Source organism: Spirochaetota bacterium (genome assembly GCA_035477215.1).
Classification (GTDB): domain Bacteria; phylum Spirochaetota; class UBA4802; order UBA4802; family UBA5368; genus MVZN01.
This window is the reverse complement of the sequence record DATIKU010000041.1, coordinates 31,595-50,296: the sequence shown is the minus strand read 5'-3', so window position 1 is coordinate 50,296 and position 18,702 is coordinate 31,595. Positions and strand designations below refer to the sequence as shown.

Here is an 18,702-nt window from a genome sequence, read left to right as displayed (position 1 = left end):
CGATTCCGTCAATATGTCCCGTGTGGTTAATAAAGGTCGCCGATGATCCGGCCGATCATCGCGTCGTACGAGAGCCCGGCCGCGAGCGCCGCCGCCGTAAAGCCGCCGTCGGGCGTAAGGCACGGGTTCGCGTTGACCTCCAGTATCCACGGCGTGCCGTCCGGGTCAACACGGAAATCCACCCGGGCGTATCCGCGCATATGGAAGAAGCGAAAGCAGTCGAGCGCCATCGTATCAAGCTTTGCGAGGAGGGTACGGTCTTCCGGAGGGAAATCGAAGGTGCGCGGCGTATTAACGTATTCAAAGCTGTCTTCCTGCCATTTGGCGCGATAATCGACGATCTTCGGCTTTTCAGGCGGATAGTTTCTGAATACGATCTCCGCCGGCGGGAGAACAACGGGCCCGTCCGGGCCCGCGAGTACCGACAGGTTGAATTCGCGGCCGTCTATGTAGGCCTCAGCGAAACAACCGCTCCCGTGTGAAGGCGCGCGACGCTTCATGTGGGCAAGGAGCTCCGAGTGGTTTTCGGCGTGTACCACCGAATCGTCCGTAATGCCTGCGGAGGCATGGTCCCGGATCGATTTTATGATGTACGCGCCGGGGTGAAACAGTGTCTCCCCATCCTCCTCGATGGTGACGTAAGAAGGGGTGGGAAGGCCCTGCGCACGCATGAGGCGCTTTGCAAGGACCTTGTGCGATGTAAGAAAAATCGCCTCGGTCGACGAGCCGGTATAGGGGAGCCCCGTTACATCGAGGAGGGCCGGGGCGAGATGGATCAGGCGGTCCTGTCCGTCCACCGCCTCAACGAGGTTGAATATGAATTCCGGACATATTTCCGCGATGCGTGTGCGCACCTCGTGCATGTTGAGGCCGAATTCCACGGGGATAGGATCGTATCCAAGGTTCGCCAGGGCGGCTGAGACGGAACCGGCCTGGATGAGGGTGTCATGCTCGTCGGGAGGGGCGCCGGGCGATATCTCCGCGCGGAGTATGACTGCCTTTCTCATGCAATCACCCGCTTCAGGCGCGTGCCCGGTTGATGTGAGAGGGGGCGGCCGGGCCGAGGCGCAAGAGAGCCGAGTCCATTATCGATCGGATGAGTTCGTTGTAGTCCATTCCGGCGAGCGTTGCGATGATGGGAAGGTCTGAATGAGTGGGGTGCAGACCCGCGAGCGGGTTGACCTCCATGAAGCCGGGCACGCCGTCGGCGTTTGAGCGCAGGTCGATTCTTCCGGCGTCGCGGCACTCCAGCCCGCGCCACGCGGCAAGGGCGAATTCCGCGGCCATGCAGGCTTCGGGATCGTCGGCCAGCCGGTAGCTTACGCGCTCCTCGCAGAGCTCCTTGTTCGAAAGCGAGTACACCGCCGCTTCGGCATTGTGGTTGAGGATGATCTCGGCCACGCCGATAACGCGGGCTTCCTCTCCCGTGCCGACGATCCCCGCGGTGAACTCCCTGCCGGGAAGATAGGTCTCGACGAGAACAGGCTGGCGGTGACGGGCCAGAAGCCCGGTAACGACCTCCCGAAGCGCATGGCGGTCGGTTATCACCGAGGCTGCACTTACTCCCTTACCGGTGCCCTCGGCAAGTGGCTTGGCGAAAAGCGGAAGGGGCAGGTCGATGGAATCGATTTCGCGGGGCGAGGCAATGCTGACGAAATCCGGCGTGGGGATCCCCAGGTCGCGGACCACCCGCTTGCAGAGCGCCTTGTGCATGGTGAGCGCGAGCACGGAGGTGTCGGAGAAGGTATAGGGGATGCGGTACGCGTCGAGCAGCGCCGGAACCTGGGCCTCCCTGGCGATGCCGTACAGGCCCTCGGTGACGTTGAACACCATGTCCCAGCGACTGCCATCGAGGAGGCGAGGAATGAGCGCTCCCAGGTGCCCGATCCGCTCGGTCCGGAAGCCCAATTCACGAAGCGCCGAGTCGATGGCGTCGATCGTCTCGATGCTGTCGAACTCGGCGACCTCCTCCTCTCCGTATCCCATCGCCCGGTAGTCGTCTCGAAGATCGTAGGCAAGAGCGATGCGCATTAGCGGTTCTCCATGCTGCATACCCCCGTTTCGGCGGTATCGGGATACCGGAAAAGAATATTCTCGTAGTTGCGAAGCAGTATATCATCACCCTGGCGTCCGGCCAGGTATTCCGGTAAAAGCGGTATCTTGCCGCCGCCGCCGGGCGTGTCGATCACGTACGTGGGAACGGCGAACCCCGTGGTATGGCCTCGCAGGCCCCGAATCATGTCTATTCCCTTCTCGACGGTGGTGCGAAAGTGTGATGAGCCGACAATGGGGTCGCACTGGTAAAGGTAATAGGGGCGGACGCGGGCGCGCAGCAGACCGTGGTACAGCGCGCGCAGGATCTCTATGCTGTCGTTGATCCCGGCCAGCAGTACAGTCTGGCTTCCGAGCGGGATTCCCGCTTCGGAGAGCCGCGCCAGGGCCTCCACAGCCTCGATGCTTAGCTCGTCGGGGTGCGTGCAGTGTATGTTCATCCACAGCGGATGATAGCGCTTGAGCATTCTTGTCAGGTTGGCGGTGATGCGCTGGGGCAGGACCATGGGTACCTTGGTCCCTATCCGAACAATCTCCACGTGCGGAATGCGGCGAAGGCGGATGAGGAGCCATTCGAGATCGTCGTCGGGCAGGGTGAGGGGATCGCCTCCGGAAAGGAGCACATCTCGGATCTGCGGCATCGCCTCGATATACGCCAGGGATTTTTCCCACTGTCTTTTTGAGCACGATTTGCCGTCAGAACGGCCCACCATGCGCGAACGGGTGCAATAGCGGCAGTAGGTGGAACAGAAATCGGTTACCAGAAAGAGCGCACGGTCCGGATAACGGTGTACGATGCCGTGTACGGGGCTGTCCGATTCCTCGCCGAGCGGGTCTTCGGACTCGCCGCGGGACTTGAAAAGCTCCGCCGTAACGGGTACGATCGACCTTCGCAGGGGCTGCGCCGGGTTATCATGTTCGAGAAGGCTTGAGTAATAGGGAGTGATTGACAGCGGCATGGCCCCGTTGCGCGAATTGAGGGCATGGCGCTCGTCTTCAGACAGCTTCAGGATGTCCGACAGCGCGGAAGCGTCCCGAATTCGGTTGCGAAGCTGCCATTTCCAGTCGTTCCACTCCGCGGCCGTGGCGTTTGGAAAGTGTTTCTTTCGGAAGCTTCGGGTTTTGGGACTGGATATGAACCTGGTGTATTGGATTACCGGCCTGGCGGGTTCCGGAACAAGGCTTCCGGAGTCGTTTATGAGTGAAAGTGCGGATAGGGAGGGAGGCTCCTCCACGTCACACTGTTCTTCCTCCTTTCCCTCGGAGTGCGCGACAAACGCGCTTGGAGGTTCTCCCGCTTCTCCGGAGATTTCAGTCTCTAAAAGTGAGGGCGTATCCTGCATTCACTTGCTCCTTGTTCACAAGGTTTTTTGCGACATAACGCAAAAATCCACCTTTTTTTATCGAGTCGAAAGTGCATTACTATTAAAATCCCAATATGTCAACTTGTATTCTCTCTTCGGGCGCGAAATGGAAATTTTTTTTCATTTTTTTCATCTCGAAGCATCTCACTTTATTTGTTCGACAAATTATTATAGAGATGTAGTAAATTTTCACGGTGAAGATATTTGTTCCGTCCACCGGGCATGCGATAGCCCGCCGGAAACCGTCCGTCGCTTTACCGTGAGACCGGGGTATTTTTCTTGCAATAGTCGGGCATGTGGCATAGAAAGAAGCGCGCCCGATGCGCATGGGTCTGCTCTACCCCACCATCCCACACGAGGAGATGCTCGATGAAAATACTAAAGTCACTTCTGGCGGCCGTAATCATCCTTCTCGCCCTGCCGCTGTACGCCGGGGAGAAGCTTTTAACGATCATCCATACCAACGATCTGCATTCGCACCTCATGGGCTTTCCGCCCGAACTCGATTATACGGCCGATAAAACCGGCGACGACGCCACGCTGGGCGGCTGGGCCCGCATGGCGACCGTCATCAAGCGCGAGCGCGCCGGTCGGACCAACCCCTCGCTGGTGCTGGATGCCGGCGACTTCACCATGGGTTCCCTGTTCCACATGCTGGCCCGCGAGGAGGCGATCGAGCTTTCCCTCATGAAACGCATTGGATACGACATGGTCACGCTCGGCAACCACGAGTTCGACCTCATGCCGGGGGGGCTCGCCCGGATTCTCGCCGCGGGCGTGCGTAAAGGTATGCCCGAGATCGTATTTTCGTCGGCGAAATTCAGCGCCGAGAGCGCAAAAGACGACACGCTCGAGGCGGCGTTCAAAAAGGGACTGGTCAAACCCTACAGCGTCAGGATCGTCAATGGCATTAAGATAGGCTTTTTCGGAATCATGGGCGAAGTGGCGATCGGTGACGCGCCGTTCGCATCGCCGGTTAAGTTTACCCCGCCGCTCGAGGCCGCTCGGGAGATGGTAAAGGTGCTCCGTGAGAAGGAAAAGGTCGACATGGTGATCTGCCTCTCGCACAGCGGGCTGTATCTGGGCAGCAAGTCCGAGGACGAGGTGCTCGCCAGGGAGGTAAAGGGCATCGATATTATCGTGAGCGGCCATACCCATACCCTGTTAGAAAAGCCCCTGGTGGTGAATAATACCATCATCGTACAGGCCTGGGAGCACGGCACGCGGGTGGGCGTACTCGATGTGGCCTGGAACGACGGCAAAGCCGCCATCAAGAACTATAAGATGATAACGGTCGACGACTCAATCCCCGCCGATCGGGACATCCAGCGAAGGATCGATTCGTATATTGGCGACATAGACCGCAGGGTCCTGAAAGAATACGGCCTTTCCTACTGGAAGATAATCGCCCGCACCGGCTTCGACATGCCGATCATCGAGGATGAATCGCCGCTGGGAAACCTCATCGCCGACTCCATCCGCTGGTACGTGAACAAATACGATTACGATCCCGCCGATCCGGTTACGAAGGTGGTGGCCTCCATCGAGGCGAACGGCGTCATCCGCGACAGCCTGTTCAAGGGCAAGACCGGGAATCTCGCCGTGGCAGACATCTTCCGGACCATTCCGCTCGGCATCGGAATGGACGACACCATGGCGTATCCGCTTGTTTCGTGCTACCTCTACGGATCCGAGTTAAAGAAGGCCATGGAGATACTCACAAGCGTTTATCCTCTCAAGGGGAGCGCCTATTTTCTCCAGATATCGGGCATACGTTTCAGCTATAATCCCCGACGCGCCATATTCGACCGCGTAACCGAGATCTGGATCGGCTCCGAGGAGGATGGATACGTGCCCCTGGACTATTCGTCGTCGAACAAGACCCTGTACCGCATCGCGGCGAACATCTACGATACGACCTTCCTCAAGGTGATCGGAGGGTTTACGTTCAATATTCTCACCATTATCCCCAAGGACCGCCAGGGAAATCCCATCAGCGACCTCGTCGCCCACCGTGTCGACGCGGATAAGCGCAAACCCGGCATACAGGAGCTCAAGGAGTGGGTCGGCTTGATGGAGTTCATTAAAAGATTTCCCGACCTCAACAGCGACGGGCTGGCGGACGTTCCCGAAAAATACCGGGGCGCCCTGGGACGGATCGTAAAAGCGCCCAGCCTCAATCCGTTCAATCTGCTGTCGAGGGGGACGGCCGTTACCTGGGTGATATTCGGGATTTTCGTGCTGATTCTGTCATTGACCGCCTTTACCACGAGGTTTTTTATTAAAAAATTTAGGAAATAGGAAAAAATTTTAATAAACCGCCCCGCCCGTTCGTATTAATTGCAGGGTGCGTAGTTTTGCCGCGGGAAAGCCGTGCGTTCCGTGGGTTACCGTGGGGAATGCCGGGTACGTCCCGGGTCTCCAGGGTTGGCCCGCCGGATGCCGGGTTCTCTCCGCGGCTGTTTTTTCCCGCACCGGTCAATCCTGAGTTACCGGACGAGGTTGGATGCTTTCCAGTGCTGTTTCGGTCGCGGTGCAGGGTATCGACGCGGTGATCGTCGAGGTCGAGGTCGATATCGTAAAGGGCCTGCCCGGCTTCACCATCGTGGGCCTGCCGGATTCAACTATAAAAGAGGCGCGCGAGCGCATCCGTTCGGCCGTCGAGAATTCAGGTTTTGAGTTCCCGCCGAGGAACTTCGTGGTGAACCTGGCGCCGGCCGGTTTTCGAAAGCAGGGCGCCAATTTCGACCTTCCCATCGCCATGGCCATTCTCGCGACGACCGGCCAGGCCGACTGCGATCACTCCTCCATCCCCATGGTGGGCGAGCTTTCTCTTGACGGAAGGATCAAGCCCGTGCGAGGGGCGATCGCCATGGCGATCGGGCTCTACCGGGCGGGATACCGGCGCGTCATCGTCCCCTTCGACAATCGCCAAGAGGCCGCGGCGATCGAGGGCATTGAGGTTTACCCGGCGCGGACCATCATCGAGGCCATGGAAATATGCAGGGGCGGCCTCGCGCCCTTTACGGCGAACGACGAGCACCCCCCCCCGCGTCGCCATCGCTACGATTTCGGCGACGTTCGCGGGCAGGAAACCGCCAAGCGTGCGCTCGAAATTGCCGCCGCGGGGCATCATAATGTTTTGTTATACGGGCCGCCCGGCGCGGGCAAGACCATGCTGGCGAAGCGCCTGCCTTCGCTTCTTCCGGAGATAACGCGCGACCAGGCGATCGTCACCACGATGATCCATTCGGTGGGAGGGGCGCTTTCGCCGGGCACGGGGCTCATCCTCTCGCCGCCATTTCGCTCGCCGCACCACACGGCCTCCGATGTCGCGCTGGTGGGAGGGGGGCGCCTGCCTTCGGTGGGTGAGGTCTCGCTGGCGCACAACGGGGTCCTGTTCCTCGACGAGTTCGCCGAGTTCCCCGGCAACGTGCTGCAGGCGCTCCGGCAGCCACTCGAGGATTGCGAGATCACCGTTTCGCGCGCTTCGGGGAGCGCCACCTATCCGGCCGACTTCATGCTGGTCGCCGCGAGCAATCCCTGCCAGTGCGGGTACCTCTTCGATCCGGAGATCTCGTGTAAATGCTCTCCGCTGCGGGTGGAGGGCTATTTCAAGAAGATCGCGGGCCCCATCCTGGACCGCATCGACATCGAGGTGCTGGTTCCCCGGGTCCCCTGCCGCGACCTGCTCGATGACGGACGAGGCGAGCCTTCGGCCGCCATCCGCGAGCGCGTCGACCGCGCGCGGGAGATTCAGCGCGGCCGCTTCGCCGGCGGGCGGACCGTCTACAATTCGCGCATGACCAATGATGAAATAAAGGAACACTGCGCCATCGACGCCCAAAGCGAAAGGATTTTCGAATCGGCGGTAAAGACTATGAACCTCTCGGCGCGCTCGTTCTTCAGGGTGCTCAAGGTCGCGCGCACCATCGCGGACCTCTCCGCGAGCCTTTCCGTAACTAAAAGCCATCTTCTCGAAGCGCTATCGTACAAGAACCTTCAGCGGCACTACGACGTATAGTCACTCCCTCGGCGAGATATACATGGTGATCGTCGCGCGAACGACCTCGGTCCCGGCAGTGTCGGTAACACTGACGATAACCGGGAAGTCTTTCTTTACGTCAAGGCCTTCGGTCCCGATCGAACAGCGGGCGGTGAGGTCGGCGCGCGCGAGCTTGAGGTACTCGATGTTCATGCTCCGCGGAATCCAGCGCATCTTCGGCGGAAGGGTGACATCGAGCGTCATGCCGGCGGCGAGTTCGCAAAGGTTGCCCATGGCGAGCGCGTGCACCGTGCCGAGATGGTTCTGCACGCGGCGGCGTTTCCTCATTCGTATCTCGCCGTACCCCGGCCGAAGCTCCGCGAAGCGCGGACTGATCGTGCCGAAGTAGGGCGCCTTGAAACATACGAGCCGTGAAAAAAGTGATTTTCCGAGAGGCAGCCTCGCGAAACGGTCGTACAGGGACAGTGAGCTGCTCATGATTTATTTTCCTCCATTCGTTCTGGTCGCCGCGTGCGTCTATCTGAATTTGTCGAAGAAGGCGGAGAGTATTCGCACGAATACCGCTACATCCTCCGGGCTGAAGCCCTCCCTGATCGCCTCGTTGGTCTTCCTTGCGACTTTCGCCGCCCTGGCGGCCTCGTCCATTCCCTGTCTGGTTATGGCGATCGGCGACTGGCGCCGGTCTTCCGGATTCGGCGTGCGCCGCACGAGACCCTGGCGCTCCATGCGGTCGACCAGTCCGGTTATTGCGGAATTGTCGATGTCAAGCATGCGGCCCAGCTCGTTCATCGGCCGCGCGTCGCGCTGCTTCAGCAGAAAGAGTATGCCCATCTGGGCGGGTGAGACGCCCACGCCCGCAGACGCGAATTCCCGTTTGAGGTGGTTTTTCAGCCTGTGCTGGGCGCGCGAGAGAAGATAGAGCAGCCGGTCTTCCATTGTTCAGCCCCCCGGTTTATAGTTGATATCTCAAATATTTAGGTATCAACTATATGTCAAGCATTATAATGCGCGGGGGATCTCAATTTAACAGGGTATGCCGGCTTTCGTGCCGCGCATGAAAGTTCGGCATGGTGTCGGTTCTTATCGTAAAACGTTATGCGCGGAGGTGATGGTGTCGGCTGTGAGGATCAGACTCTAATGCAGCGCACGGCATGTCCTTTGCGCTGGACGAGCGGGATGGGGGCGCGGAGACATTCGTCGGCCGCGTTGTAGCAGCGGGGATGGAACGCACACCCTCTCGGCTGCTCTGAGAAGGTCGGCACCATGCCCGGGATGGTGGCCAGGCGCCGCACGCGTTTGCCGATGCGCGGGATGGCCTCGAACAGGCCTATCGTGTAAGGGTGGAGGGGGGATTCGAACAATCGCTTCACCGCGCCGGACTCGACAATCTCGCCGGCGTACATGATCGCGACGTCGTCGGCGATGTTCGCGACGACGCCGAGGTCGTGGGTGATCAGCAGGAGCGACATCCTCCGCTCCCGCTGGAGGCCGAGCAGCAGGTCGAGTATCTGGGCCTGGATGGTCACGTCGAGCGCCGTTGTGGGCTCGTCGGCGATGAGGACTGACGGGGATGTGGAGAGCGACATCGCGATCATCACGCGCTGGCGCATGCCGCCTGAAAGCTCGTGCGGATATGCCGCATAGCGCCGGGCAGGGTCGCCGATTCCGACGCTCTCGAGCAGATCGACGGCCCTTTCCCGCGCCTGGGTATCGGACATGCCCAGATGTATGCGCAGCGGTTCTGCGATCTGGTAGCCCACCGTGAGCACCGGGTTAAGGGATGTCATGGGTTCCTGGAAGATCATGGCGATCTCCCGGCCCCGAATGGCCGTCATATCCTCCTCGGGCAGCGCGAGTACATCCCGCCCATCGTATTCAATGCGCCCGGACGCGATAACGCCCGGAGGGCGTATCAGGCGCAGGACCGAATGGGCGGTGACGGACTTCCCGCAGCCGGACTCGCCGACAAGTCCCATGGTCCGGCCCTCCCCGAGCGAAAAGGAGAGGTCCCTCACCGCGAGGAGCCGTCCTCCCCGCAGGTCGAAATGGACGTTGAGCGTGTCTATGCTCAGGATGGGGAGCGCTTTGCGATGGTCCTGATCTTTTACGGTTCCGGTTTTTCCGGGGGTTTTAAGGGCGTTTTTCATGTGATATTTCTGCTGCGCCGGGCTATCTCGAAGCCTTCGGCGACGAGCCGGTCGTGGATACCGTCGAAGTCCGCATCAAACAGTTTACACTTGTATATGGTCGGTCTGTTATAGGCGAGTATTTCGAGCAGGGCGATGTCGACAACTTGAAGAAGTTCGGGCCCAACCTGCATGGGGCGTTTCTCCCTCGTTTCGGCGAAGGCGAGTTTCGTTATGCCGAGGAGTTTTATATTTTCCAGAAAATGTTCCAGTTTATCGTAGCATATTTCACGCTGCATATCATCCTCCCGGCGGCGTTGAGGCGCCGCCAATGGTCTTAATTGGCCTGTCGTTTCGAAATCCGCACACTGCCCGCGATGAAATAGACCATGTAGTACTGGTTCTTTTTGCGGAACTGGTCCTCGCGGTTGAATCCGCCGCTTCCCGCCGTTATGCAGAGTATATCGCCGCTTCGCGCCGTGTGGGCGAGTGCCGGCTGCCCGGAGAATACCGCTTTTACGGGATACTTCGCGAAGAGCGACAGTATTTCCGCGGCCCCCTGCACCGGCGTGGAAGCCTCGTGTTTCGGCGGAAGCATTGAGTGGTGCGAGAAGACGAAAATAGCCGGGGCGTGGCGATACCGCTCCAGATCGGCCTCGAGCCAGGAGCGCTGGCCGGGGCTTATGGCTCCGGGTATGGGGTCGGTCGTATCGAGTACGATAAAATGGACGTTGCCGTAGTTGAACGAGTAATAGGGCGCGCGCCGGAGGTGTTTGCGGTAGAGGTCGGCGGTGTCGTTATAGGTGTCCATGTCGCCCTTTACGGTGTAGACAATGGAGCGTAAGGCGCGGCAGGCGGCGACGAACTCGCGATACTGGCGGGCGACGTCGCTTTCCTTTATGCCCATCCACTGCTTCCCGCCGTATACGATGTTGCCCAGGTGCACGGTGAAAACCGGATTGTCGTTGTTGATGCGTGCGAACGCGTCAGCGACGCGGGGACTCATCTTTCCGTAGGGTGATTCGGGCAGGGTGTTTCCCGTAAGCGCGAAGGTTATATCGTCGGCCTCCCGTTCCACTACCGGACGCGCGCAGGCGCCGGCGAATACCAGGGCCAGCGCGAGGCAGACGACCCTGAAAGCCGCCCGGGGGCCGGCGTATCGCGCGCGTGTGGTGCGAGGCCGATCCATGCCATCATTAGCCTCGCTCGCCGGGAATCTGTCAAGTAAAAGCGGGCATAAAAATCTTGACTATCACCGGGGTGCTTCCTTTAATGCACCCATCAATCGGGAAAGCCGATACCTCCGGGAGCCGCTACATGAATACCTGCACAATCAGTGAAGCCATCGAAGAAATCCGCAGCGGACGGATGATCATCCTGGTCGACAACGAGGACCGCGAAAACGAGGGCGACCTTGTGGTGGCGGCCGAGTTATGTACGCCCGAAATCATCAACTTCATGGCGACCTACGGCAGGGGGCTCGTCTGTGTGTCTATGACGCTGGAGCGGCTGGAGGCGCTGGGCATTTCGCTCATGGTGCCCGAGAACTCCGACAAGTTTTGCACGGCGTTCACCGTGTCGGTCGACGCGAAAGAAGGGACCACGACCGGCATTTCGGCCTTCGACCGGGCGCGCACCATAAGCGTACTCATGGACGAAATGTCCGGGCCCGACGATCTGAACCGGCCCGGCCATATCTTTCCACTGGCGGCCAAGAAAGGCGGGGTGCTCGTCCGGGCCGGCCATTCCGAGGGATCGCTCGATCTGGCCCGTCTGGCAGGGCTCAAGTCCGCCGCGGTTATCTGCGAAATCCTGAACGACGACGGAAGCATGGCGCGCCGCCCCGACCTCGATATATTCGCCGAAAAACACGCACTCAAGATAGCCACCATTGCCGACCTCATCAAGTACAGGCAGCACAAGGAGCGCCTGGTCAGGCGCGTTTCGGAGGCGCAGCTTCCCACCGATTTCGGCGACTTTAAAATCTTCGCTTACGAAACTGACGTAGACAGCGCCACGCATGTGGCCATGGTAAAGGGCGACGTGACCGGACGCGAGAACGTGCTGATACGCGTGCATTCCGAGTGCCTTACCGGCGACGTCTTCGGCTCGCTCCGGTGCGACTGCGGGTCTCAGCTCCACCGCGCGCTCGAGATGGTGAATGCCGAGGGCGTGGGCGTGGTGCTCTACATGCGCCAGGAGGGCCGCGGTATAGGCCTGGGGAACAAGCTCAAGGCGTACCACCTGCAGGAGCAGGGGCTCGATACCGTCGAGGCGAACATCAAACTGGGCTTCCCCGCCGACCTCCGGGATTACGGCATAGGCGCGCAGATTCTGGTTGACCTGGGTCTGCACACCATCCGCCTCATCACCAATAATCCGAAAAAGGTCATCGGCCTCGAGGGATACGGGCTCGAGATAGTCGGGCGCGTCCCGCTCGAAATACCGCCGGTCAAAGAGAACCTCAGTTATCTGAGAACCAAAAAAGAGAAGATGGGGCACATCCTCTCCGGCAAGTACGACAAGGAAATCGAATCCTGATGGAAACCGGCGTCCCGCGATCGGTTGTCATCATCGACGACGACGAGGTGATCCGCTACACCCTTCAGAAAAAGCTCTCGAGAATGGGATATAACGTCATCTCGCTCGAGCGCGCGGAAGACATGATCTACCTCTTGAAAAACGAGGATAGAGAGGTGGATCTCATCATAACCGACGTCAAGCTCAAGAAGATGGACGGTATCGAGCTGTTGCGCCACATCAACGCGCTCGAGAACCCAATCCCCGTGCTCGTCATCACCGGCCAGGGCAATATCGAGGACGCCATAAGGGCCCTGCGCTACGGTGCCTGCGATTTCATCCGCAAACCCTTCGACATCAACGAGGTGGCGTCCGCCGTGCGCGGAATATTGCGGCGCAAGCAGGAACAGAAGCTTGTCGGCAGCTCGGCAAAATACCTTCTTCGGGAAAAGAGCTGTTACAGAATACCCATCGACGCCACGCTGTGCAATGTCATATCTTATATCCTGACCAAAAACCTGGCGCCTGCAGGCATGTGCAACCATACCACCGCCGAGAACCTCGCGCTGGCGCTCCGCGAGGCGCTGTCGAACGCCATGTTCCATGGCAATCTCGAAATCCCCTCGCGCCTCAGGGAAGAGGCGGGCGTCAAGGGGTTCAACGAGGAGGTCGAGCGCAGGAAGGGCGATCCCGCCCTTGGCGCCCGGACGGTTCTGGTGGACTACGATCTTACCCCGGAATACGTTGAATACGGAATCGAGGACGAGGGCCCGGGATTCAACTACCGCGACCTTCCCGACCCGCGCGACCCGGAGAATTTCTTCAAGGACAGCGGAAGAGGGCTGCTCATCATCCGGATACATATGGACGAGGTTGAATGGAACGCGAAGGGAAACCGTATCCGGATGAGAAAGTACAGGATCGCGCGAAACAACGGAGCTTGAAGGAGAAGCGATATGTATTATACGATAAAGTGGAATGGCGATTCCGTTTCGATGCTCGATCAGCGGCTGCTCCCGATGGAAGAGGCGTACCGCACCTACCCGAATTACCACGACGTCGCCGAGGCGATCACCGACATGGTTATCCGCGGGGCGCCTGCGATCGGCATCGCGGCCGGCATGGGAATAGCCCTGGCCGCGAAGAAAATGGAAGTGTCCGACATCGCGTCCTTTAAAAAGGGGATGGAGGGCGTCTTTACGGTTTTCGGGAAAACGCGACCCACCGCGGTCAATCTCTTCTGGGCCATCGACCGGATGCGCGGCATCATCGAGGGAAAAAACGATATCGGAGAGATCAGGCAAATCCTGGAGGCCGAAGCGGTCAGGCTCCTTGAAGAGGACGTGAAGATCAACAGGCTGATCGGAAAGAACGGCGCGCGCTATCTTGATGACGGCGACGTCGTGATGACGCACTGCAATGCCGGGGCGCTCGCCACCGGGGGCTATGGTACCGCGCTTGGCGTCATCCGCGCGGCGGTTGAGGAGGGCAAGCGAATTGAGGTGTACGCCTGCGAAACGCGTCCCTACCTGCAGGGAGCGCGCCTTACCGCCTGGGAGCTGTTGAAAGATGACATACGGGTGACCCTGATAACCGACAACATGGCGGGATATTTCATGCGCGCGGGCGTGGTGAAAAAGGTCGTCGTCGGCGCCGACCGCGTGGCGGCCAACGGCGATACCGCTAACAAGATCGGCACCTACACCCATTCCGTGCTGGCCCGCGAACACGGCATCCCGTTCTACGTGGCGGCGCCTCTTTCGACGCTAGACCCGGCGACTCCGGACGGAAACGCGATTCCTATTGAGGAGCGCGCGGTCGACGAGGTCGCGTATTTCGCGGGAATCCAGGTTGCGCCCGAGGGGGTGTTCATCAAGAACCCCGCGTTCGACGTAACGCCCGCGGCGAACATCACGGCGATCATCACGGAAAAGGGAGTGATCGAGAAACCCGCCGGTAGGGGAATAGGGGAGTTCTTCTGATGTACGCATTCGCATGGGGGTAAGCCATCGTCGATTTAACTGGTAACGATCCCGGAAACGGCTTATACGGGGTGCGGGCCGGTCAGGCTCCGTTTCCCGCTTTTCACCACACAAGGCTTTTATACAGCAGAATGATCTCCCTGCCGTAGAGCACGGCAACGCCGAAACCAAGCGCGAGAAACGGGGCAAAGGGGAAACGGATCCTCAGGCCCCTTCGCGTTATAAGGGCGTATGCCGCACCCGCGACCGCGCCGGTAATAAGCGCCACCTCGACCGCAACGATTGACAGCTCCCATCCGCAGAAAAGCCCGATGGCGGAAGCGAACTTTAAATCACCGCCGCCGAAACCGCCCGGGAAAGCGAGCAGTATTATCGCAAAAAAACCGAACATCCCGGCCGCGCCGATGAGATGATCGACGATGGGTCCGAAGGCGATCGCGGGGTAGAAAGCGAGAAGGGCGATTGCGACGACAAGCGCCCCGGGTATGGTGAGCGTTTTGATGTCGACTAACGAGATCGTCGCGCTCGCGGAAAGGGCGATGAAGACGACCGCCGAATACGCGCCGGGTCCGAAATGGCGCACGACGAACACAAGGAGCGCCGCGTGGAACAGCTCGGAAAGCGGATAGAGCGGGGATATGGAGGCGCCGCAGTGCATACACCTGCCGCGCGCGAACGCGTACCCGGCCAGCGGAACGAGCGCGATGGCCGGGATGGGTTCGGTGCAGGCGGGACAGCGCGAGCGGGAGACGAGCGCACCGAGCGGGCTGCCGGCGAAGTCTCCGCCGGCGATACGGAGAGCGAGCGTATGCGAAAAGCTCCCCCATACGGCGCCAAGGAGCGCGACTGCGAACCAGGCCCACGGGCCGAAAGCGACCGGCATCTTTTACCGTTCCCGCAGCGGGGCCACGAGAAAGGCGTCGACCCTCCGCGCGGTCTCTTCTTTCCCGCCTGCGCCGATGCCGCGGTCATTCGGTAGTATGATCCGCGAGACCGGTATGCGGTGTTCGGAGACGAGGAGGCGGGCCACTTCACGCACCCGCTGAGCGGAAAGGTTTCGCCATCTTTCCTCGCCGGTATCTTCGCCGCCGTAGAGCGCGATCGCGCAGCCCGGGAAAACATGGGCGTCCCTGGCGAATCGGGCCAGGCGTCCCCTGGAGGCGAAACCGGGAACGGAACGGTTTTCCGGAAAATAGAACGAATGCCTTCCCGGGAGCGCCGTCCCGCCCGGAACGGGCGCGGCAGGTTTATCACGCCCTGGTGCGGAGAACATTTTAAGATCGCCTTCGAGCGCGACAAGGAGATCGGTGTTGCGCGCGAAGCCGGAGATCGCCGGGCCCTCGGCGGCATCGCCGTGGTGCAGGGTATATGCCGTGTCGAAGAGGTGCGGGAAGCCCCCCCACTCCGAATCGTCGATCAGGAAGAACATGCGGTTCTCGGCGTAACCGGCAAACGCGTAACGCCCGATCTCGGCGCGCGCTTCTACCGCGTCCGTGCCGAGTTCACGGGCAAGCAGCGCGGCGGACGCCTCCGTATCGCGCAGCAGCGACGCGAGGCCGTCGAACCAGCCCATGATGAATTTGCCTACCTGGTCGCGCCGGAAGAGGAGAGTGGACTCACGGGCGATGAACAGTCCCGCAACAAGCCTTGCCGCCTCGCCCGTGGACGAGACCATGGTTATTTCCGTTTTGCCGTCAATTGCCGGAGCCAGCGCGTAACGGGGGGCGGCGCAAAAGTCGGCCCTTCCCCGCGCGAAAAGACGCACCGCGTCAACCGGTGTGCGCGTGAAAGACCAGTCGACCTCCGATGGCTTTACGCCCGAGAGCGACAGAAGGTACAGCGCCATGAAGTGCGAAGGCGTGTTGGCCGCGCAGGCAATGGTTGCGCCCCGGTAGTCGTCGGGTGACGACGGGGCCTTGCGGGCGACGAGCAGGTCGTCACCGCGCGAATAGCCGCACAGGAGGAAGGCGACCGGATTGACTGAACGCATGCGGGGGTAAGCCCGGGCGAAGGAGTCCGCGCCCGCCCAGACGATATCGGCTCCGCCTGAGACGAGGCGCTTCAGACAGACGTCGAAATCCTCCTCCACCTCGAGCACCACCGAAACGCCGTGGTTTTTGCCGAAAAGGCTTTCATCGTGCAGGCCCGTGCCTGCGTTTGCGACGATCGCCGGCGCGTAGAGCGCGCCGGCCGGCACCAGTACCCGCAGGGGGCGCGCGACGGGAAGACCGCGGACAAGCTCATCGTTGAGTATGGTTGCCGTCCTGTCATACCCGCCCGTAAGCAGGCCGCCCGCGACGGCGGCGAGAACAAGAATCGCGCAGCCGAGCGCGGCGACAATGAACTTCCCGCTCCTGCGAATAACGACGGCCTTCACTTCTGGTTCCCTCGCACCGGTGGGTTCATATCTGGATATAATAACTTACGCCGAAGAGGAGTACGTCGCCCTTTACGCTGATGGCCTTTTTGGGGGAACTCGTGGGATTTCCGGCGGAGTCCGTTCCGTGGTTGTTGATGGGGTATGAGCGGCCTTCCTGGTGTATCCACTCGGTGGTCATCGTCACCTTTTCCGAAAGCGGGACCTCCGCGCCGAGAAGGAGGTGGTAACCGACAAAGGTCTTGAAGTAGCTGTCCTTGCGGTTGTCGTCCCCTATGTCGATGCCGGCCGCGTCTGGTGCGGACTGGCTGATCTTTATATATGCCTGGTGCAGGGTCCCGCCGCCTCCGATGTAAAAATAGGTGCGCTTTTTTACCGGCATGAGGAGTCCGATCGTGGCCGGGATGGAATTCTGGAAGGCCGAGATTCGTATGGTGTTTTTATTACCGCCGACGGTGATGCTTCCCTTCGTCGGCACGACTGGAGTGGCGAGGTGGCATCCGATACGGAAGAGCAGATAGTTGAACTGGTACCGAAGGTTGATACCCACCACCGGCACATACGGAGTGTTGAGCTGATTGACATCGGCGCCCGCGGTCGTCATCATTTCGCCGTTATAGCGGGCGATTATATCATCAGTGTTATTGGGCGCATAGGTGAGGCCCAGGTTGAAGCCGATGCCGAATTCGCCGATGGCGTACGCGCCGCCGGGCACCGCCGCGATCGCCGCAATGAGAAGGGTATGCAGGATGATCTTTCTTGTCGTATTCATAATGCCGCGTGCGTATCGTCGCAACTTCTATTCATTATTGCGGCCTTCGGATGCCGCATGATGCGCCGTCTATCGCGAATAAAAATGCCGGCTCGCTCCCATGCCGAAACGGTACCCGGTAAAATCGATCCGGGCGTAGTCGATGTCGCCGTCGGTACGGTGCCGATCTTTACGTATATCGGTCGAACCCCGGTAATGGGCGAGCGACGCGGTGATGGATACTCTCTCGTTCAGGAAATAATCGCCCTCGACAAGGAGCACGAGCGGAAACCCGTATCCCCGGAACTTCCCCTTGGCGTCGCCACCCGATTCCGGCCTGAACGAATTCTTGTAGTTCCCGTAGGCGAAGGCGGCGCCGACGCTGAAGGCAATGCGTACATCCTTCCAGAACGGGACGGCAAGCCCCACGGTGAGCGGCGCGTCTATTACATGCATTGAGTACGTGCAGTCGAGGAGCGCGGGTGCGCCCGCGTTATCATAAACAGTTGTTCCCTTGCCGCCCCGCACATCCATGGTGAAACTGCCGCCCAGGCGCACGAGGAAATAGTCGAAAAGGGTCGCCTTGAGTACGATTCCACCGCTCGCGCCCAGGAGCCGGTCGATGGTGCCGGTATCATAGCCGTCGAGCGTTTTGTTAATGCCGTCGATGCCGTTGTACACCCCGATCGATTCGTGCGTGGAGGAATGCAGGTTGCCGCCGAGGGAGGGCATGAAGCCCGCCTGCACGCCGACCGAGAAGCTCGTCGCTGCACGCAGCGGTCCGGCCGCCAGGGCAAGGACTACAAGGAGCGCCGCGCGCAGGATGTCCATTCGGTTACATGGCATAATACATGATCCCCAGGAGAATGCGGTGTCCCGTAAAGTCGATGTACAGGTTGTCCCAGGCATGCGGTCCGGTTACGGTGTTCATGGATGCCCCGGAGCGCGCGTCAAGGTACTCCCATTCCATGTAGAGCCGCATAGACGCCGTAAGGCGCAGCTGCATGCCGGCGATGAATCCGAAGCCGAGCGCCGAGGCGGAGATGTCATCCTCGGTGCCGCCGTGCGTAACGGTGCCCGTGGCGAGAAAATACGCGATGCCGCCGCCGAGATAGAACTCGCCGATGTCGAATACCGGAAAATTGACTCCGACAAAGAGGGGCAGGCCAGTATAGCTGATGGAGTATTTCTCGATCGGATCGGTCGCGTCATAGTTTTCGATCACGTCGCCTTCGATCAGTGGGAAGGCTATGTCGACGCCGGTGCGAAGAAACAGGAAGTCAAGGTTCGCCTTGAACGAAACGCCCAGAATATAGCTCGTCTGCGGTTCGACCTCGAATTTCGAATTGTAGGATGACATGTTGCCGACATCGTGGTGCGCGCCCACGTGAAACCCCACGCCGAGATACTGCTGCGCGCGCGCGCCCGCCGGAAAAAGAAAAACGACGACCGCGCAGCAGACGGCAAGCCACCTGGGTACGGCACGGGCTATGTCATTCCGCGTCGAAAGCACGCCTTTTTGTG

The 18,702-nt window shown here is 60.1% G+C and carries 18 protein-coding genes; 5 read left to right on the top strand and 13 right to left on the bottom strand.

Annotation, left to right across the window (positions count from 1 at the left end; all coding sequences use genetic code 11):
- Nucleotides 1-26 precede the first annotated feature (26 nt).
- Genes VLM75_09545 through VLM75_09535 form a run of 3 tightly spaced genes read right to left on the bottom strand, consistent with a single transcriptional unit; the run spans nucleotide 27 to nucleotide 3,395 of the window.
- Nucleotides 27-1,007: a D-alanine--D-alanine ligase gene (locus VLM75_09545; GenBank protein HSV97165.1), complete on the bottom strand. Its 981-nt coding sequence runs from the start codon at nucleotides 1,005-1,007 to the stop codon at nucleotides 27-29.
- Between the two features lie 13 nt (nucleotides 1,008-1,020).
- A complete protein-coding gene (locus VLM75_09540) occupies nucleotides 1,021-2,031 on the bottom strand; it encodes a D-alanine--D-alanine ligase (GenBank protein ID HSV97164.1) in 1,011 nt (336 codons plus the stop codon).
- Nucleotides 2,031-3,395, bottom strand: a complete 1,365-nt coding sequence (locus tag VLM75_09535; GenBank protein HSV97163.1) for a KamA family radical SAM protein — start codon at nucleotides 3,393-3,395, stop codon at nucleotides 2,031-2,033. Before VLM75_09535 ends, VLM75_09540 begins: the two co-directional genes overlap by 1 nt.
- A 390-nt stretch (nucleotides 3,396-3,785) precedes the next feature.
- On the opposite strand from VLM75_09535, the gene VLM75_09530 reads away from it, so the two are divergent.
- On the top strand, nucleotides 3,786-5,717 hold the full coding sequence (locus VLM75_09530; protein ID HSV97162.1) for a metallophosphoesterase: 1,932 nt from the start codon (nucleotides 3,786-3,788) through the stop codon (nucleotides 5,715-5,717).
- Nucleotides 5,718-5,922: 205 nt separating this feature from the next.
- Nucleotides 5,923-7,440 carry a YifB family Mg chelatase-like AAA ATPase gene (locus tag VLM75_09525; GenBank protein HSV97161.1) on the top strand — a complete coding sequence of 506 codons (1,518 nt, stop codon included), beginning with the start codon at nucleotides 5,923-5,925 and terminating at the stop codon, nucleotides 7,438-7,440.
- On the opposite strand, the gene VLM75_09520 is transcribed toward VLM75_09525, so the two are convergent.
- From VLM75_09520 to VLM75_09500, 5 genes are all read right to left on the bottom strand, one after another.
- Nucleotides 7,441-7,899 (bottom strand): hotdog fold domain-containing protein, encoded by a 459-nt coding sequence (locus tag VLM75_09520; protein ID HSV97160.1) that lies wholly within the window; start codon nucleotides 7,897-7,899, stop codon nucleotides 7,441-7,443.
- A 39-nt stretch (nucleotides 7,900-7,938) separates the two neighbouring features.
- Nucleotides 7,939-8,358: a MarR family transcriptional regulator gene (locus tag VLM75_09515; GenBank protein HSV97159.1), complete on the bottom strand. Its 420-nt coding sequence runs from the start codon at nucleotides 8,356-8,358 to the stop codon at nucleotides 7,939-7,941.
- 191 nt (nucleotides 8,359-8,549) lie between these two features.
- Nucleotides 8,550-9,569: an ABC transporter ATP-binding protein gene (locus VLM75_09510; GenBank protein HSV97158.1), complete on the bottom strand. Its 1,020-nt coding sequence runs from the start codon at nucleotides 9,567-9,569 to the stop codon at nucleotides 8,550-8,552.
- Entirely contained in the window at nucleotides 9,566-9,847 is a 282-nt protein-coding gene (locus VLM75_09505; GenBank protein ID HSV97157.1) for a hypothetical protein, read from the bottom strand. Before VLM75_09505 ends, VLM75_09510 begins: the two co-directional genes overlap by 4 nt.
- Nucleotides 9,848-9,885: 38 nt before the next feature.
- A complete protein-coding gene (locus VLM75_09500; protein ID HSV97156.1) occupies nucleotides 9,886-10,737 on the bottom strand; it encodes a metallophosphoesterase in 852 nt (283 codons plus the stop codon).
- Nucleotides 10,738-10,865: 128 nt separating this feature from the next.
- Here VLM75_09500 and VLM75_09495 point away from each other — a divergent pair, with 128 nt between their 5' ends.
- Genes VLM75_09495 through mtnA form a run of 3 tightly spaced genes read left to right on the top strand, consistent with a single transcriptional unit; the run spans nucleotide 10,866 to nucleotide 14,050 of the window.
- On the top strand, nucleotides 10,866-12,089 hold the full coding sequence (locus VLM75_09495; protein HSV97155.1) for a bifunctional 3,4-dihydroxy-2-butanone-4-phosphate synthase/GTP cyclohydrolase II: 1,224 nt from the start codon (nucleotides 10,866-10,868) through the stop codon (nucleotides 12,087-12,089).
- On the top strand, nucleotides 12,089-13,012 hold the full coding sequence (locus VLM75_09490; GenBank protein ID HSV97154.1) for a response regulator: 924 nt from the start codon (nucleotides 12,089-12,091) through the stop codon (nucleotides 13,010-13,012). Before VLM75_09495 ends, VLM75_09490 begins: the two co-directional genes overlap by 1 nt.
- 12 nt (nucleotides 13,013-13,024) lie before the next feature.
- Nucleotides 13,025-14,050, top strand: a complete 1,026-nt coding sequence (gene mtnA / locus VLM75_09485; GenBank protein HSV97153.1) for an S-methyl-5-thioribose-1-phosphate isomerase — start codon at nucleotides 13,025-13,027, stop codon at nucleotides 14,048-14,050.
- Nucleotides 14,051-14,153: 103 nt separating this feature from the next.
- Here the strand turns inward: mtnA and VLM75_09480 are convergent, their stop codons facing one another.
- The 5 genes from VLM75_09480 to VLM75_09460 form a co-directional block, all read right to left on the bottom strand.
- On the bottom strand, nucleotides 14,154-14,933 hold the full coding sequence (locus VLM75_09480) for a prepilin peptidase (GenBank protein ID HSV97152.1): 780 nt from the start codon (nucleotides 14,931-14,933) through the stop codon (nucleotides 14,154-14,156).
- Between the two features lie 3 nt (nucleotides 14,934-14,936).
- The gene (locus VLM75_09475) at nucleotides 14,937-16,427 is read right to left on the bottom strand and encodes a PhnD/SsuA/transferrin family substrate-binding protein (GenBank protein ID HSV97151.1); all 1,491 of its coding nucleotides are present in this window, start codon (nucleotides 16,425-16,427) and stop codon (nucleotides 14,937-14,939) included.
- A gap of 25 nt (nucleotides 16,428-16,452) precedes the next feature.
- Complete coding sequence (locus VLM75_09470; GenBank protein ID HSV97150.1) at nucleotides 16,453-17,199, bottom strand: outer membrane beta-barrel protein; 747 nt, start codon at nucleotides 17,197-17,199, stop codon at nucleotides 16,453-16,455.
- A 69-nt stretch (nucleotides 17,200-17,268) separates the two neighbouring features.
- Nucleotides 17,269-18,024, bottom strand: coding sequence for a hypothetical protein (locus VLM75_09465; GenBank protein HSV97149.1), 756 nt, complete (start codon nucleotides 18,022-18,024; stop codon nucleotides 17,269-17,271).
- On the bottom strand, nucleotides 18,014-18,691 hold the full coding sequence (locus tag VLM75_09460; GenBank protein ID HSV97148.1) for an outer membrane beta-barrel protein: 678 nt from the start codon (nucleotides 18,689-18,691) through the stop codon (nucleotides 18,014-18,016). The genes VLM75_09465 and VLM75_09460 overlap by 11 nt, the downstream gene beginning before the upstream one ends.
- Nucleotides 18,692-18,702: the final 11 nt, after the last annotated feature.

Bases quoted from the DNA above. Each gene is read 5' to 3' on its own strand.
- VLM75_09545 (HSV97165.1), bottom strand. From the start codon at position 1,007: ATGAGAAAGGCAGTCATACTCCGCGCGGAGATATCGCCCGGCGCCCCT.
- VLM75_09540 (HSV97164.1), bottom strand. From the start codon at position 2,031: ATGCGCATCGCTCTTGCCTACGATCTTCGAGACGACTACCGGGCGATG.
- VLM75_09535 (HSV97163.1), bottom strand. From the start codon at position 3,395: ATGCAGGATACGCCCTCACTTTTAGAGACTGAAATCTCCGGAGAAGCG.
- VLM75_09530 (HSV97162.1), top strand. From the start codon at position 3,786: ATGAAAATACTAAAGTCACTTCTGGCGGCCGTAATCATCCTTCTCGCC.
- VLM75_09525 (HSV97161.1), top strand. From the start codon at position 5,923: ATGCTTTCCAGTGCTGTTTCGGTCGCGGTGCAGGGTATCGACGCGGTG.
- VLM75_09520 (HSV97160.1), bottom strand. From the start codon at position 7,899: ATGAGCAGCTCACTGTCCCTGTACGACCGTTTCGCGAGGCTGCCTCTC.
- VLM75_09515 (HSV97159.1), bottom strand. From the start codon at position 8,358: ATGGAAGACCGGCTGCTCTATCTTCTCTCGCGCGCCCAGCACAGGCTG.
- VLM75_09510 (HSV97158.1), bottom strand. From the start codon at position 9,569: ATGAAAAACGCCCTTAAAACCCCCGGAAAAACCGGAACCGTAAAAGAT.
- VLM75_09505 (HSV97157.1), bottom strand. From the start codon at position 9,847: ATGCAGCGTGAAATATGCTACGATAAACTGGAACATTTTCTGGAAAAT.
- VLM75_09500 (HSV97156.1), bottom strand. From the start codon at position 10,737: ATGGATCGGCCTCGCACCACACGCGCGCGATACGCCGGCCCCCGGGCG.
- VLM75_09495 (HSV97155.1), top strand. From the start codon at position 10,866: ATGAATACCTGCACAATCAGTGAAGCCATCGAAGAAATCCGCAGCGGA.
- VLM75_09490 (HSV97154.1), top strand. From the start codon at position 12,089: ATGGAAACCGGCGTCCCGCGATCGGTTGTCATCATCGACGACGACGAG.
- mtnA (HSV97153.1), top strand. From the start codon at position 13,025: ATGTATTATACGATAAAGTGGAATGGCGATTCCGTTTCGATGCTCGAT.
- VLM75_09480 (HSV97152.1), bottom strand. From the start codon at position 14,933: ATGCCGGTCGCTTTCGGCCCGTGGGCCTGGTTCGCAGTCGCGCTCCTT.
- VLM75_09470 (HSV97150.1), bottom strand. From the start codon at position 17,199: ATGAATACGACAAGAAAGATCATCCTGCATACCCTTCTCATTGCGGCG.
- VLM75_09465 (HSV97149.1), bottom strand. From the start codon at position 18,024: ATGCCATGTAACCGAATGGACATCCTGCGCGCGGCGCTCCTTGTAGTC.